The sequence below is a fragment of the Sinomonas sp. genome, assembly GCF_036848755.1.
Classification (GTDB): Bacteria; Actinomycetota; Actinomycetes; order Actinomycetales; family Micrococcaceae; genus Sinomonas.
Map to the genome: position 1 here is coordinate 1 of NZ_DAIUJO010000091.1, position 14,725 is coordinate 14,725.

At 68.3% G+C, this 14,725-nt stretch carries 13 protein-coding genes; 9 read left to right on the forward strand and 4 right to left on the reverse strand.

The window, feature by feature from the left end; all coding sequences use genetic code 11:
• Positions 1–1,368: phosphoribosyltransferase family protein (locus V7053_RS13885; protein ID WP_334172865.1), on the forward strand; the 1,368-nt coding region annotated here is incomplete at its 5' end.
• Between the two features lie 134 nt (positions 1,369–1,502).
• Positions 1,503–2,285 carry an SDR family oxidoreductase gene (locus tag V7053_RS13890; RefSeq protein WP_334172866.1) on the forward strand — a complete coding sequence of 261 codons (783 nt, stop codon included), beginning with the start codon at positions 1,503–1,505 and terminating at the stop codon, positions 2,283–2,285.
• A gap of 93 nt (positions 2,286–2,378) precedes the next feature.
• Here V7053_RS13890 and V7053_RS13895 read toward each other — a convergent pair whose 3' ends face one another.
• Positions 2,379–2,975 (reverse strand): TetR/AcrR family transcriptional regulator, encoded by a 597-nt coding sequence (locus V7053_RS13895; RefSeq protein ID WP_334172867.1) that lies wholly within the window; start codon positions 2,973–2,975, stop codon positions 2,379–2,381.
• 221 nt (positions 2,976–3,196) lie between these two features.
• Here V7053_RS13895 and V7053_RS13900 point away from each other — a divergent pair, with 221 nt between their 5' ends.
• Positions 3,197–3,607 carry a DUF1801 domain-containing protein gene (locus V7053_RS13900; RefSeq protein WP_334172868.1) on the forward strand — a complete coding sequence of 137 codons (411 nt, stop codon included), beginning with the start codon at positions 3,197–3,199 and terminating at the stop codon, positions 3,605–3,607.
• Positions 3,608–3,629: 22 nt separating this feature from the next.
• Here V7053_RS13900 and V7053_RS13905 read toward each other — a convergent pair whose 3' ends face one another.
• The 3 genes from V7053_RS13905 to V7053_RS13915 form a co-directional block, all read right to left on the reverse strand.
• Positions 3,630–4,361 (reverse strand): hypothetical protein, encoded by a 732-nt coding sequence (locus tag V7053_RS13905; protein ID WP_334172869.1) that lies wholly within the window; start codon positions 4,359–4,361, stop codon positions 3,630–3,632.
• 170 nt (positions 4,362–4,531) lie between these two features.
• The gene (locus tag V7053_RS13910) at positions 4,532–4,660 is read right to left on the reverse strand and encodes a hypothetical protein (protein ID WP_334172870.1); all 129 of its coding nucleotides are present in this window, start codon (positions 4,658–4,660) and stop codon (positions 4,532–4,534) included.
• Between the two features lie 121 nt (positions 4,661–4,781).
• Positions 4,782–5,267, reverse strand: a complete 486-nt coding sequence (locus tag V7053_RS13915) for a hypothetical protein (protein WP_334172871.1) — start codon at positions 5,265–5,267, stop codon at positions 4,782–4,784.
• A gap of 219 nt (positions 5,268–5,486) precedes the next feature.
• Between V7053_RS13915 and ilvD the strand changes: the two genes are divergently transcribed.
• The 6 genes from ilvD (at position 5,487) to metG (ending at position 14,442) form a co-directional block, all read left to right on the forward strand.
• A complete protein-coding gene (gene ilvD / locus V7053_RS13920; protein ID WP_334172872.1) occupies positions 5,487–7,214 on the forward strand; it encodes a dihydroxy-acid dehydratase in 1,728 nt (575 codons plus the stop codon).
• Between the two features lie 345 nt (positions 7,215–7,559).
• Positions 7,560–9,434, forward strand: coding sequence for an acetolactate synthase large subunit (locus V7053_RS13925; protein ID WP_334172873.1), 1,875 nt, complete (start codon positions 7,560–7,562; stop codon positions 9,432–9,434).
• 3 nt (positions 9,435–9,437) lie between these two features.
• Positions 9,438–9,950, forward strand: coding sequence for an acetolactate synthase small subunit (gene ilvN / locus V7053_RS13930; protein ID WP_334172874.1), 513 nt, complete (start codon positions 9,438–9,440; stop codon positions 9,948–9,950).
• 55 nt (positions 9,951–10,005) lie between these two features.
• Complete coding sequence (gene ilvC, locus V7053_RS13935) at positions 10,006–11,031, forward strand: ketol-acid reductoisomerase (RefSeq protein ID WP_334172875.1); 1,026 nt, start codon at positions 10,006–10,008, stop codon at positions 11,029–11,031.
• A 135-nt stretch (positions 11,032–11,166) separates the two neighbouring features.
• Entirely contained in the window at positions 11,167–12,762 is a 1,596-nt protein-coding gene (serA, locus tag V7053_RS13940) for a phosphoglycerate dehydrogenase (RefSeq protein WP_334172876.1), read from the forward strand.
• A 117-nt stretch (positions 12,763–12,879) separates the two neighbouring features.
• Positions 12,880–14,442: a methionine--tRNA ligase gene (metG, locus tag V7053_RS13945; protein ID WP_334172877.1), complete on the forward strand. Its 1,563-nt coding sequence runs from the start codon at positions 12,880–12,882 to the stop codon at positions 14,440–14,442.
• Positions 14,443–14,725 lie beyond the last annotated feature (283 nt).

Genomic DNA, 14,725 nt, shown 5'->3' on the forward strand with positions numbered 1-14,725 from the left:
GGACTGGACGGGACAGGGAGGTCCCCTATGTGGGTCTTCGAGGACCGGAGGCAGGCAGGGCGCGAGCTCGCGCAGGCGCTCCTGGGCCACCGGGGCGAGGACCTGGTGGTGCTTGGGCTGCCTCGGGGCGGTGTACCGGTCGCGTTCGAGGTCGCAATGGCGCTCGACGCGCCGCTGGACGTCATCGCGGTCCGCAAGCTCGGGGTCCCTTTCCAACCTGAACTGGCCTTGGGGGCCATCGGGGAACACGGAGCGCGGGTCGTCGACGAGCGGATCCTGAGGCTGTCCGGGGTGGGCGAGCGGGAGCTGCGGGCGGTGGAGGCCTCGGAGCGGGAGGTCCTCGACCAGCGCGCGGGGCACCTGCGGGCGGTGCGCCCGCCGGAGCCCCTCGCGGGGCGGGTGGCGCTGGTGGTGGACGACGGGATGGCCACGGGGTCCACGGCGCGGGTCGCATGCAGGATCGCACGGCAGCTCGGCGCGGCACGGGTGGTCCTGGCGGTCCCGGTCGCCCCGGCGGAGACCGTCCGAGCCTTCGACGACGCCGACGAAGTGGTGTGCCTGGCGTCTCCGGAGGCGTTCACGGCTGTCGGGCGCTGCTACCGAGACTTCTCCGCGACGAGCGACGGCGAGGTTCTGGAGCTCCTCGACGCGGCGATGCGCCGTTCCCAGGGGCGGCCCGAGGATCCGCCGCCGATCGATGAGGACGTCGTGGTCCCCGCGGACGGCGTGCCGCTCGGGGGTCGGCTGCACCTGCAGCCTCGCGCCGGCGTCGTCCTCTTCGCCCACGGCAGCGGCAGCAGCCGGCACAGTCCGCGCAACCGCGCGGTCGCCGAGGTCCTCCAGCGTGCCGGGATGGGCACGCTCCTGCTGGACCTGTTGGCGCCGGAGGAGGAACTGGACCGGCGCGCGGTCTTCGACATCGGACTGCTCGCGGGACGGCTGCTCGCCGCGACCGCATGGCTCCGCGCGCGTGCGGGAGGCCCTGGGCGGGCCGTCGGCTACTTCGGCGCGAGCACCGGTGCTGCCGCGGCCCTGTGGGCGGCGGCCGAGCCGGGCGCGGGGATCGCCGCCGTCGTCTCCCGCGGAGGCCGTCCGGACCTCGCCGGTCCCCGTCTGGCGGCTGTGAGGGCGCCGACGCTGCTCATCGTGGGGGGAGCGGACCGGGCCGTCCTCGAGCTCAACCGTCAGGCCGCGTCCCGACTGCGCTGCCCCTGCCGGATCGAAGTGGTCCCAGGGGCGACCCACCTCTTCGAGGAGCCCGGGGCCCTGGAACAGGTCGCCGCACTCGCCCGCGGTTGGTTCGTGCGGCATCTTGCCCCCGCGGCGTCCGCAGCCTCTGAGGCTTCCGTCAGGGAAAGCCGTCCCTAGCAGGCAGGCCAACGGCAGTGCTGCGGGCGAGGCACGCGGGCACTCCTGCAACCGGGCCGTTGGACTCTGGCCACCCCCAGAGCGGGCTGGGCACGGTGGATTCGGAAGCTTCCTGCCTTGGGAAAGAGGACATCATGCTCCGCACATCCGTTGTCACTGGCGCAGCCTCGGGAATCGGCAGGGCGACCAAGGATCTGCTCGAGTCGCGCGGCGAGCGAGTCATCGGAGTCGACGTCCACGACGCCGACGTGGTCGTCGACCTCTCCACCCCGGCCGGGCGCAAGGCCTTGGTCGAGGGTGTGGGCGGCCTCAGCGGCGGATCCATCGACGCGGTCTACGCCGTAGCCGGACTGGCCGCGCCGGCTGCGGCGACCGCGGCCGTGAACTTCTTCGGTACCGTGGCAACCCTCGAAGGGCTTCGCCCCCTCTTGGCTGGGTCCGCTGCGCCGCGCGCGGTCCTCGTCTCGTCCATGGCCGCGCTCATGTCCAGCGACGATGAGCTCGTGGCGCTCCTGGCCAGCGGGGAGGAACGTGCGGCCTTGGCCCGTGCCGAGATCCTGGCCAAGGAGCCGGAGACTACGGGGCAGCTGATCTATGCCTCGACCAAGCTCGCGCTCTCGAGGTGGGTCCGCCGCCAGGCCGCCACGGCAGAGTGGGCCGGAGCCGGCATCCCGCTCAATGCCGTGGCGCCCGGCATCATCGCCACTCCCATGACGGCCGAGATGATTGGGACTCCCGAGGGGCGCCAAGCACTCCTGGAGATGGTCCCGATGCCGCTGAACGGCATCGCCGACGCCATCGTCGTCGCGCGTCTGCTCGCGTGGCTCAACAGCGAGGAGAACACCCACGTGTGCGGGCAGATCGTCTATGTCGACGGCGGCAGCGACGTGGTTCTGCGCGGCGACTCCGTCTGGTAGGTCTGGTAGGCAGGACCGGGGCACCGGAGCCGGGCCGCCATACCCCGTGGAGGACGCCGGTTGCTCGGCAGCGCCGCCTGGGCTACGTGCGCTTCAGCGCAGATCGTGAGTGATCAGGAGCGCGGCCATGTCTTTGGCGCGTTCGGCGGCGCGCCGGTCGCCTTCGGCGGCGGCGACGATCGCTCCCTTGAGGAGGATGTGGATGTTCCAGGCGAATCCAGCGGGGTCGGGGAGCCCCGCGGACGCGGCGAGGCCAGCGATCTGCTCTCGGGTCCTGGCCATATAGGCGATGCTCGCGCGCCCGAGAGGGTGGCCAGAGCCCATCTCCATCATCACGTGGGGGAAGCAGCTCACCTGGACGGCGCCTTGGCGGAACCAGTCCTCGAAGGCGTCGAAGACCGCGAGGACGGCGGCGGTCGGGTCGCCGGGACCGCTGCGGGCCACGGCCTCCTCGATGGTGGCGCTGCGCTCCTCGTACCACTGCCCGAGGTAGGCCAGGGCCACCTCGTCCTTCGAGCGGAAGTGCCTGTAGAAGGTCGCCTTCGCCACGTCGGAGGCACGCACGAGCTCGTCCACCCCTACGTCCCGGATGCCGCGGCGGCCGAAGAGATCGTACGCGGCCCACAGAATCCTTGCCCGGGCACCTGCGGGCCTTCCCAGAGGGGGAGCGGGTGCAGGGCCGAAGATCATATCTGCACCCTACATGCGAATATCGGCCGGACCTGAGGAGATGCCTAGATTGCCTCTTGTGCGACCACGTTGCCGGCTCCACTCTTGGAGGCACAGACGATCATCGCGTCGGACGGTGTGAACGCCTCTTCTCGACGCGTTCGGCCAACGGGGACCCGTTCGGCCAAGGAGGGGAGTAGCTTCCGATGCCATCTGGAGCGCGGTCATCCTCAGGGGGCCGCTTGACTGAGGGCGTCCGCCTGGACCCCCGAGTCGATGAGTACCTCGACCGGCTGCCCGAGTGGCAGCAGGCGATCTGCCGTCGCGTCCGCGAGGTGGCCCACGCCGCCGACCCCGAGGTCGAAGAGACTGTCAAGCGGTCAGTGCAGCCCTATTTCGTGCTCCAGGGCAACATCTGTGCCCTCCTCGCGACGAAGGACCACGTCAACGTCTTCATCTACGATCCGATCGTGCCCGACCCTCAGGGCATCATCAACCAAGGTCAGGGCAATGCCACGGCTCGGAGCGTCCAGATCTACCGCGACGACGAGGTCGACTGGCCGGCCCTGCAGGCGATGTTCCGGGCCGTCATCGCGAACAACCGTGCCGGCGGCTGGCGCCGTCTCCGGCCAGCCCCCGATCCTCGCGCATAGCGACGATTAGAGCCAGGGGGCTCTAGGCCCCGAACTGCACGGCGTCGACCTTCCAGGTTCCTCCGTCGTCGAGGACTGTGACGCTGGCGTTCGCGAGCTCGTTCGGGTTGATGGCGTTGGGCTGCCCTGGTGAGGTCCAGCGGCTGTCGGTCACGGGTGCGCCGTCGGGCCCCACGTACTGCCGGCTCAGGTAGCAGAACACGTGGCCGGTCTGGAGTGCTGAACCCGCGCTCGTGTGCAGGGTGCACTCCATCCCGGTGGTCTGGACCGTGAAGCCAGCCGCGTGGACTTCCTGCTGACCCGGCGTGAATGCCGTTCCGAACGAACTGGCCATGTGGGCGGTGATGAGTCCCTGCGAGAGGAGTTCGTCGCGGGCCGCGGCAGGGGAGCCGTATTTCGCGGCGGTCTCGTTCATCAGCACGGGGAGGACTCGGTAGATCGCATCGCGGGCCTTGGCCTCCTCTGGGCTGAGGGCGCCGGCATACCCGGGTCCATCGATCTGGAGGGAGCGCAGGGTCGGCGCCACTACGGGGACGCTCACCGGAGACGGCGCGGTGGACGGCGAGGCGGACGACGACGGCGAGGCGGGCGCCGTCGTCGGACTCACGGACGGCGAAGCCCCGCCGGCGGTTGTCGTGGCACTCCCGGTCGGGGCCGCCTGTGGGCCGGCAGCAGAGCAGCCCGCCAGCACGGCTCCCGAAGAGAGCGCTCCGAGCGCAAGGGTCGAGGCGAGCAGAAGCTTCCGGGCGGCCATTCCACGTCCTTCCTGCGGACTCAGTCCTCGTGGACTGCCTCCGTCAGACCATGTCTCATCGTGTTGCCCTGCCAACCTACGCGACTTCGAGGGGCGGCTGGTGCACGGCGCGGCGAGTAGGTGCTCACAGAGGGACCGGGCATGTGCTCCCAGAGGGTCGCGGGGGGAGACTAGGCCGTGCGCCTGTCCCGCGAGCGGTGGCGGCCATGTCCCGCGGTCGAGGAGTCCTTGTGGAAGATCGTCCAGCCGGCCTCGGCGCCCAGCGCCACGAGGGACAGGGTGATGGCGAGCCAATCCATGGCGACCTTCCTCGAACCGCGCAGCATATCGTCGAAGCGCCGTCCCCGCCTTCTTCTCACCGGCCGGCGCCCTGCGCCCATGAAAGGCCTTGCCGGGAAGCGTGTCTAGGGCGATTGGTCCTCAGAGTGCGCAGAGTTCGCGCATGAACGCCGTGAAGTCGGCCGCATCGTCTTCCTGCTCGACGGTCCGGGGGGCCGCCGTCTGCTCTGCGACGTCCAATTGGCACTCCGCGCGGATCGTGAAGGAGAACTCCCGGCCGGTGCTCGTTCCGATGTCGAACGCCCCGGGCGCGGACTCGGCAGCGTAGGCAAGGTTCGTCAGATCGATCGTCCACGGCCGGCCCGCGGCCTCGAGGGTGCGCCGGTCGAAGGGGGCGATGACGAGTTCGATGGGTTGGCGACGGTACCCCAGGACGACGCCACGCGGAGTCGGCGTGCCGGGGAAAGGACCATTGAGCATTCCGCCTGCTTCTGCCGCGCAGACGAGGTTGTAGGACCCGTAGTTCGGGATCTGCCCGTCAAAGACGCGGTGGAGCGCCGTCTTGAGCGCTGCGTCTGATGCCGCGGGGCCCCTTCCGCCCCCAAGGGGCGGATGCTGGCTGCTCACGCTTGCTCCTTTCGCCGCCGCGCCTCCCAGTCTACGGACAGGGCCGTTCGGAGATGAGGGGCGGCGGCCTCGTGTTTGCCGCGGTTCGCGCGAGCCCCGCGGTAGATCGTCCACCATGCGGACAAGAGTCCGTCCCTTGGATGAAACATTCCCGGAATTTCGCCGATCCTCTTCGGCTCGCGTCCGGGGAGGTCCGGCAGCGGTCATAGACTTCTGCACATGACCGAGCAGAGCCAAACCTCCCCAGCGCCCCGCGAGGGCGTCGACATCAAGCCGCGCAGCCGCGTCGTCACGGACGGCATCCACGCCGCGCCCGCCCGTGGCATGCTCCGCGCCGTCGGCTTCGGCGACGAGGACTTTGCCAAGCCCCAGGTCGGCATTGCGAGCTCGTGGAACGAGATCACTCCGTGCAACCTCTCGCTCGAACGTCTTGCGAAGGCAGCCAAGGAGGGCGTCCACGCAGCCGGCGGCTTCCCCATGCAGTTCGGGACCATTTCGGTCTCCGACGGCATCTCCATGGGCCATCAGGGCATGCACTTCTCGCTCGTCTCGCGCGAGATCATCGCTGACTCGGTCGAAACAGTCATGCAGGCTGAGCGGATCGACGGCCAGGTCCTGCTCGCGGGCTGCGACAAGTCCCTCCCCGGCATGCTCATGGCCGCTGCGCGCCTCGACGTCTCGAGCGTCTTCCTCTACGCGGGTTCGATCATGCCCGGCTGGGTCAAGCTCGAAGACGGCACTGAGAAGGACGTCACCCTGATCGATGCCTTCGAGGCCGTAGGTGCCTGCGCCGCGGGCCGGATGTCCAAGGGCGACCTCGATCGCATTGAACGTGCCATCTGCCCCGGCGAGGGCGCATGTGGCGGGATGTACACGGCGAACACCATGGCGAGTGCTGCCGAGGCGCTCGGCATGTCGCTCCCCGGATCGGCCGCCCCGCCCTCGGCTGACCGGCGCCGCGACATGTTCGCGCACCGCTCCGGCGAGGCCGTCGTCAACCTGCTGCGCCGGGGCATCACCTCGCGGGACATCATGACGCGCGAGGCGTTCGAGAACGCGATCGCCGTGGTCATGGCGTTCGGCGGATCGACGAATGCCGTGCTGCACCTCCTCGCGATCGCGCGCGAGGCCGAGGTCGAGCTCGAGCTCGAGGACTTCAACCGCATCGGCGACAAGGTCCCGCACCTCGGCGACCTCAAGCCGTTCGGCCGCTACGTGATGTACGACCTCGACCGCGTGGGCGGCGTCCCCGTCGTCATGCGCGCTCTCCTGGACGCAGGCCTCCTGCACGGGGACGCCCTGACCGTGACCGGCAAGACTGTCGCCGAGAACCTCGAGGAGATCGCGCCGCCGGATCTCGACGGCAAGATCGTCCGCGCGATCGACAACCCCATCCACAAGACCGGCGGACTCTCCGTCCTCAAGGGGTCGCTGGCGCCCGAGGGTGCGGTCGTCAAGACCGCCGGGTTCGACGCGGAGGTCTTCGAGGGCGCGGCGCGCGTGTTCGAGCGTGAGCAGGGCGCGCTCGATGCCCTCGACAACGGGGAGATCAAGGCGGGGGACGTCGTCGTCATCCGCTACGAAGGCCCGAAGGGCGGCCCGGGCATGCGCGAGATGCTCGCCATCACGGGTGCCATCAAGGGTGCGGGCCTCGGGAAGGACGTCCTCCTCCTCACCGACGGGCGCTTCTCGGGCGGCACGACGGGCCTGTGCATCGGGCACGTCGCGCCCGAGGCGGTCGACGGCGGTCCGATCGCCTTCGTGCGCGATGGCGACCGGATCCGGGTGGACATCCCGAACCGCACGATCGAGCTGCTGGTCGACGACAGCGAGATCGACGCGCGCCGCGAGGGGTGGGACCCGCTTCCGGCCCAGTTCACGAAGGGCGTCCTGGCGAAGTACGCCAAGCTCGTCCACTCTGCGAGCGAGGGCGCAGTCCTCAACTGACGCAGTCCTCGACAGACGCAGCTCTCAAGGCAGAAGGGGACGCGGCCGGGTCCCGAGGGCCCGGCCGCGCCGTCGGTCTCACGTGGTGGATAGACGTCCGCATAGTGAGACGCCGGCGCCGCAGATTGACACTCTTACAAGCGATTGTGAAGACTGTGGACATGCAGACCGTATCGACCGACATGGTGCTCAATGTCGTCGTCCTTGCCAAGCGCGTGGCTTACTGAAGCCCGACTGGCAACGTTCTGTCACGCGCAACCCCTCGGAGAGCCGAAAGGCTGAGGGGTTGTTTTTATTTGAGCTGAGCACAGCTCCTTCGCCACGAAGATCCTAAGGAAGAGACTGATGAGCAAAGGAACGCCGATCAGCCCATCGCTGATGGCTTCGAAGCCGTCTGCGGCCAAGGCCGCGGATTCTGTCGACTCTGTCGACTCTGCCTCTGCCGTCCTGGGGCCCAACCGCGTCGTTGAGCCCACAGAGATGACTGGATCTGAAGCAATCGTCCGCTCGCTCGAGGAACTTGGCGTGGACGATGTCTTTGGTCTTCCGGGCGGCGCGATCCTGCCGACCTACGACCCTCTGATGGCTTCGAAGATCAACCACGTCCTTGTGCGCCATGAGCAGGGCGCCGGCCACGCTGCCCAAGGGTATGCGATGGTGACGGGACGTGTCGGCGTCTGCATAGCTACGTCGGGTCCGGGCGCCACCAATCTGGTGACCGCGATCGCCGACGCGCACATGGACTCCGTGCCCCTCGTCGCAATCACCGGCCAGGTGGCGAGCAGCGTTATCGGCTCCGACGCCTTCCAGGAAGCGGACATCGTCGGCATCACGATGCCGATCACCAAGCACTCGTTCCTCGTCACCCGCGCAGAAGACATTCCGCAAACCCTCGCGGAGGCCTTCCATCTCGCGTCGACCGGCCGTCCCGGGCCCGTCCTCGTCGACGTGACGAAGGACGCGCAGCAGGCGAAGATGGTCTTCACCTGGCCGCCCAAGATCGACCTTCCGGGCTACCGCCCCGTGACACGGGGCCACAGCAAGCAGGTGCGCGAGGCAGCCCGCCTCATTGCGGCGGCGTCGAAGCCCGTGCTCTACGTGGGCGGCGGCGTCATCAAGGCCAACGCCGCGGCGGAGCTCGTGCAGCTCGCGGAGACGACCGGGGCCCCCGTCGTGACGACGCTCACCGCCCGCGGGGCGTTCCCGGATTCCCACTCCCAGCACGTCGGCATGCCCGGCATGCACGGCTCGGTCTCGGCCGTCACGGCGCTCCAGCAGGCGGACCTCCTCATCACCCTGGGTGCCCGGTTCGACGACCGCGTGACCGGTGTGCTGAGCTCGTTTGCGCCCAATGCGAAGGTCATCCACGCCGACATCGATCCGGCCGAGATCTCCAAGAACCGCACGGCGGACGTGCCGATCGTCGGATCCGTCAAGGAGATCATTCCCGAACTGACGGAAGCCGTGCGGGCGATCCAGGAGAAGGACGGCGGCACCGACCTCGCCCCGTGGTGGGCGTTCCTCAACAAGCTCAAGGAGGACTACCCCCTCGGGTGGACCGAGCCGGAGGACGGCCTGCTCTCGCCGCAGAAGATCATCCAGCGCATCGGCGAGCTCACCGGACCCGAGGGCGTGTACGTCGCGGGCGTCGGGCAGCACCAGATGTGGGCCGCCCAGTTCGTCAAGTACGAGCGCCCTCGCGCGTGGCTCAACTCGGCCGGCCTGGGCACGATGGGCTACTCGGTTCCGGCGGCCATGGGCGCGAAGGTCGGCAACCCCGAGCGCATCGTGTGGGCGATCGACGGCGACGGCTGCTTCCAGATGACGAATCAGGAGCTGGCGACGTGCACGCTCAACAAGATTCCCATCAAGGTCGCCGTCATCAACAACTCGTCCCTCGGCATGGTGCGCCAGTGGCAGACGCTCTTCTATGACGGCCGCTACTCGAACACGGACCTCCATACGGGTGCCGAGACACTCCGCATCCCCGACTTCGTCAAGCTCGGCGAGGCGTATGGGTGTGCGTCGTTCCGGGTCGAGCGCGAGGACCAGATCGACGACGTCATCACGCAGGCCCTGCAGATCAACGACCGCCCCGTCGTGATCGACTTCGTCGTGAGCCCCAACGCCATGGTCTGGCCGATGGTTCCCTCCGGCGTGAGCAATGATCTGATCCAGGTGGCCCGCAATTCCACCCCTGTGTGGGAAGAGGAGGACTGAGGCATGGCCCGCCACACCCTGTCCGTGCTGGTTGAGGACAAGCCCGGCGTGCTGACGCGCGTCGCCGGCCTCTTCGCCCGACGCGCGTTCAACATCCACTCGCTCGCCGTCGGCCCGACGGAGGTCGCGGGGATCTCGCGCATCACCGTCGTCGTCGACGCGGAGGGCGACCTCCTCGAGCAGGTGACCAAGCAGCTCAACAAGCTCGTGAACGTCATCAAGATCGTCGAACTGCTGCCGGACAACTCTGTCCGCCGCGACCACCTCCTCATCAAGGTCCGCGCCGATGCCGCAACCCGGATCCAGGTCACGCAGGCCGTCGATCTGTTCCGTGCATCTGTCGTGGACGTGTCGACGGACGCAATCGTCGTCGAGGCGACGGGGACTACCGAGAAGCTCGACGCGCTTCTCACCGTCCTCGAACCGTTCGGCGTCCGCGAGATCGTCCAATCGGGCACCCTCGCGATCGGCCGCGGGTCGCGGTCGATGAGCGATCGTGCGCTGCGGGCGAGCTAGTGCCGCGGACAGCAACAGCAATAGTTTTTCCAGTGAAGAGCCAAGGAGATATCAAGTGACTCACCTCTACTACGACGACGACGCCGACCTGTCGATCATCCAGGGACGCAAAGTCGCCGTCATCGGCTACGGCAGCCAGGGGCACGCCCACGCCCTGAGCCTCCGCGACTCGGGTGTCGACGTCCGCGTCGGACTCGCCGAGGGTTCGAAGTCGAAGGCCAAGGCTGAGGCCGAGGGCCTGCGGGTCCTCCCCGTGGCCGAGGCTGCCGAGGAAGCAGACCTGATCATGATCCTGACCCCGGACCAGGTCCAGGCGAAGGTCTACGCCGATTCCATCGCCGACCACCTCAAGGCAGGCGACGCCCTCTTCTTCGGCCACGGCTTCAACATCCGCTACGGCTTCATCCAGCCGCCGGCCGACGTCGACGTCGCTCTCGTCGCCCCGAAGGGCCCGGGCCACATCGTGCGCCGCGAATTCGAGGCCGGTCGGGGCGTCCCCGACCTCATCGCCGTCGAGCAGAACCCCTCGGGCAAGGCGAAGGAGCTCGCGCTCTCCTACGCCAAGGCGATCGGCGGCACGCGCGCCGGCGTCATCGAGACCACGTTCACCGAGGAGACCGAGACCGACCTCTTCGGCGAGCAGGCCGTCCTGTGCGGCGGTGCATCCCAGCTCATCCAGTACGGCTTCGAGACCCTGACCGAGGCCGGCTACAAGCCGGAGATCGCCTACTTCGAGGTGCTCCACGAGCTCAAGCTCATCGTCGACCTCATGGTCGAGGGCGGCATCGCCAAGCAGCGCTGGAGCGTCTCGGACACCGCCGAGTTCGGCGACTACGTCTCCGGCCCCCGCGTCATCGACCCGCACGTCAAGGAGAACATGAAGGAAGTCCTCAAGGACATCCAGGACGGGACCTTCGCGAAGCGCTTCATGGACGATCAGGCGAACGGCGGGAAGGAGTTCCTCGAGCTGCGCAAGAAGGGCGAGGAGCACCCGATCGAGGCCACGGGCCGCGAACTGCGCAAGCTGTTCTCGTGGATCAAGTCGAACGATGACTACACCGAGGGCTCGGTAGCCCGCTAGTCATCACCCGAGCGGCGGGCGCGGATTGCGTCCGCCGCTTCGGCTGTCCCGCCGAGGAGAGTGCTCCCGCTCACACCCTCGCATTCCCAACCCCCTGTGAAGCATCCTTCCTGACCCGACCGGAGAGGCCCGCCCGTGTCCCACGAGAAGCCCGTCGTCCTCCTCGCCGAGGAATTGTCCCCCGCCACGATCGAGGCCCTCGGCCCCGACTTCGAGATCCGCCACGCCGACGGCGCCGACCGCTCCGAGCTCCTGCCTGCAATCGCGGACGTCGACGCGATCCTGGTCCGCTCGGCCACCAAGCTGGACGCCGAGGCGATCGCTGCCGGCAAGAAGCTCAAGGTCATCGCGCGCGCGGGCGTGGGCCTCGACAACGTCGACATCAAGTCCGCCACCCAGGCAGGCGTGATGGTCGTCAACGCGCCTACTTCGAACATCGTCTCCGCCGCCGAGCTCACGTGCGGCCACATCCTGAGCCTCGCACGCAACATTCCGGCGGCCAACGCCTCCCTCAAGGGCGGCGAGTGGAAGCGGTCCAAGTTCGCGGGCACGGAACTCCTCGACAAGACGCTCGGCGTCATCGGCCTCGGCCGGATCGGCGCCCTCGTCGCCGCCCGCATGCAGGCGTTCGAGATGAACGTCCTCGCGTTCGACCCCTACGTCACGTCGGCGCGTGCGGCCCAGCTCGGCGTCAAGCTCGTCACGCTCGACGAACTCCTGGTCCAGAGCGACTTCATCACCATTCACATGCCGAAGACGCCGGAGACGGTGGGCATGCTCGGCGCGGACGCGTTCGAGAAGATGAAGTCGACAGCGTACGTGGTCAACGTCGCCCGGGGTGGTCTCGTCGACGAGGATGCGCTCACGAAGGCCCTCGAGGCAGGGAAGATCGCTGGCGCGGGCATCGACGTCTTCGAGAAGGAGCCGAGCACCAACCTTCCGTTCTTCGACTACCCGAACGTGGTGGTCACGCCCCACCTCGGCGCATCGACGGACGAAGCCCAGGAGAAGGCGGGCATCTCGGTCGCCAAGTCCGTTCGCCTCGCCTTGGCCGGCGAGCTCGTACCCGACGCGGTGAACGTCGCCGGCGGCGTCATCGCCCCGGATGTCCGTCCTGGCATCCCGCTCATCGAGAAGCTCGGCCGCATCTTCACGGCCCTCAGCCACGAGCCCGTCACGCAGATCGATGTCGAGGTCGCAGGCGAGATCGCCTCCCTCGACGTGAAGTCGCTTGAGCTCGCCGCCCTCAAGGGAGTCTTCACGGACGTGGTGTCCGAGAAGGTCTCGTACGTCAACGCACCGGTGCTCGCCGAACAGCGGGGCGTCGCCGTCCGCCTCCTCACCACGGCGGACGCCGAGGACTACCGGAACGTCCTCACGATCCGGGGCCTCCTCTCCGACGGAACCCAGGTCTCGGTCGCGGGCACGCTCACCGGGCCCAAGCAGATCCAGAAGCTCGTCGGCATCAACGGCTACGACCTCGAGATCCCGATCTCCGAGCACCTCGTGGTCATGAGCTACACCGACCGTCCCGGCGTCATCGGCACGATCGGCCACATCCTCGGCATGAACGGTGTGAACATCGCCGGCATGCAGGTGGCCCGCGCCGAGGAGGCCGGCGAGGCGATGGCGCTCCTCACCGTCGACTCGAAGATCCCTGCCAACGTGCTCGAGACGGTGAAGAGCGAGATCGGCGCCACCGCCGTGCGGGAGATCGACCTCGAGGACTGAGCTTCAGGCCCTCGCAGAGAACGGACGACGGCGGCCCTCACCACATGCGGCGAGGGCCGCCGTCGTCCGTTGATGCAGCATTCGCCGCGCCGCGCGCCGATCCGGTAATTTTTAGGGGTGACGTCCGCATCCGGGAAGACCCCTTACTACATCACCACCGCCATCACGTACCCCAACGGGGAGCCGCACATCGGCCACGCCTACGAGTACATTGCGGCCGACGCGATGGCGCGCTTCAAGCGTCTGGACGGATACGACGTCTTCTTCATGACGGGCACCGACGAGCACGGACTCAAGATCGCCCAGTCGGCGCAGAAGGCGGGCATCACCCCGAAGGAGTTCGTCGACCGCAATGCGGAGCTCTACAAGGAGACCCACGCCGCCCTCGGCGTGAGCTACGACCGCTTCATCCGCACCACTGACCCCGAGCACTACGTCTCCGCCCAGGCCATCTGGAAGCGGATGGAGGATAACGGGGACATCTACCTCGACAAGTACGAGGGCTGGTACTCGGTTCGCGACGAGGCGTACTACACCGAGGACGAGACCGAGGTCCGCGATGGCGTGCGGTACACGAAGGAGACCGACACCGAGGTCACGTGGACGGCCGAGGAGAGCTACTTCTTCCGTCTCTCCGCGTATCAGGAGAGGCTGCTCGCGCTCTACGAGGCGGAGCCCGAGTTCGGCGCGCCGCAGTACCGCTTCAATGAGGTCATCTCGTTCGTGAAGCGCGGCCTCGAGGACCTCTCGATCTCGAGGACGACCTTCGACTGGGGCATACCCGTCCCCGATGCGCCCGGCCACGTCATGTACGTCTGGGTCGACGCCCTCACCAACTACCTCACGGGCGTCGGCTTCCCGGACGTCGAGTCCGACTCGTTCCGCAGGTACTGGCCCGCTGACGTGCACGTGATCGGCAAGGACATCTCGCGCTTCCACGCCGTCTACTGGCCCGCCTTCCTCATGAGCGCGGGGATCGACGTGCCGAAGCGCGTCATGATCCACGGCTTCCTGCAGAACAACGGTGTCAAGATGTCCAAGTCGCTCGGCAACGTCGTGGCGCCGCGCGATTTCATCAGCCAGTACGGACTGGACCAAGTTCGCTACTTCCTGCTTCGCGAAGTGCCGTTCGGCGCGGACGGGAGCTACAACCACGACGCGATCGTGGGGCGCATGAACGCCGACCTCGCCAACAACCTCGGCAACCTCGCCCAGCGCTCGCTCTCGATGGTCGCGAAGAACCTCGACGGCGTCGTACCCGAACCCGGCCAGCTCGCGGATGCCGACCGCGCCCTGCTCGACGCCGCCCAAGGCCTGCTGGAGGCCGCCCGCGGGGCGTTCGAGAAGCAGGAGTTCAGCCGGGCGCTCGAAGCGATCTGGGGCGTGCTCGGCGACACGAACGCGTACTTTGCCGAGCAGGCCCCGTGGGTGCTGCGGAAGACGGACCCGGCCCGCATGGCCACCGTCCTCTACGTGACGCTCGAGGTCCTGCGCATCGTCTCGATTCTGGTCCAGCCCGTCATGCCGGGCTCGGCAGGGCAGCTGCTCGACATCCTCGGCCAGGGCGAGGGCGAAGCGCGGCGGTTCGCGGCGCTCGCCAGCCCGATCGTTCCCGGCACGCTGCTGCCCGCACCGGCTCCCATCTTCCCGAAGTATGAGGAGCCGGCGCAGGCTGTGTGAGCGGCCGGCGGAGGCTGTGCGTGGGTCTGTCTGGTCCCGGGGTCTGGTCCCGGGGTCTGGTCCACGGATCTGATCCGCCGCACCGTCCCCCGCTCGGTGCCGCCTGAAACCACGCCGTTCGCCGCGTAACGTGGCCCCATGGGCAGAGGGCAGGAAGCGGGCAGAGGGCAGGAAGCGGGCAGAGCGCAGGAAGCGGGCAGGCACCAGGAAGCGGTCAAAGCACAGCAAGCGGCGCACGGGCAGCCTTCCGCGAGCGATCTCCCGCGGGAACCCGTTCGTGCCG

Coding starts and splice junctions, on each gene's coding strand:
- V7053_RS13890 (WP_334172866.1), top strand. CDS start 1,503: ATGCTCCGCACATCCGTTGTCACTGGCGCAGCCTCGGGAATCGGCAGG.
- V7053_RS13895 (WP_334172867.1), bottom strand. CDS start 2,975: ATGATCTTCGGCCCTGCACCCGCTCCCCCTCTGGGAAGGCCCGCAGGT.
- V7053_RS13905 (WP_334172869.1), bottom strand. CDS start 4,361: ATGGCCGCCCGGAAGCTTCTGCTCGCCTCGACCCTTGCGCTCGGAGCG.
- V7053_RS13910 (WP_334172870.1), bottom strand. CDS start 4,660: ATGGATTGGCTCGCCATCACCCTGTCCCTCGTGGCGCTGGGCGCCGAG.
- ilvD (WP_334172872.1), top strand. CDS start 5,487: ATGACCGAGCAGAGCCAAACCTCCCCAGCGCCCCGCGAGGGCGTCGAC.
- V7053_RS13925 (WP_334172873.1), top strand. CDS start 7,560: ATGAGCAAAGGAACGCCGATCAGCCCATCGCTGATGGCTTCGAAGCCG.
- ilvN (WP_334172874.1), top strand. CDS start 9,438: ATGGCCCGCCACACCCTGTCCGTGCTGGTTGAGGACAAGCCCGGCGTG.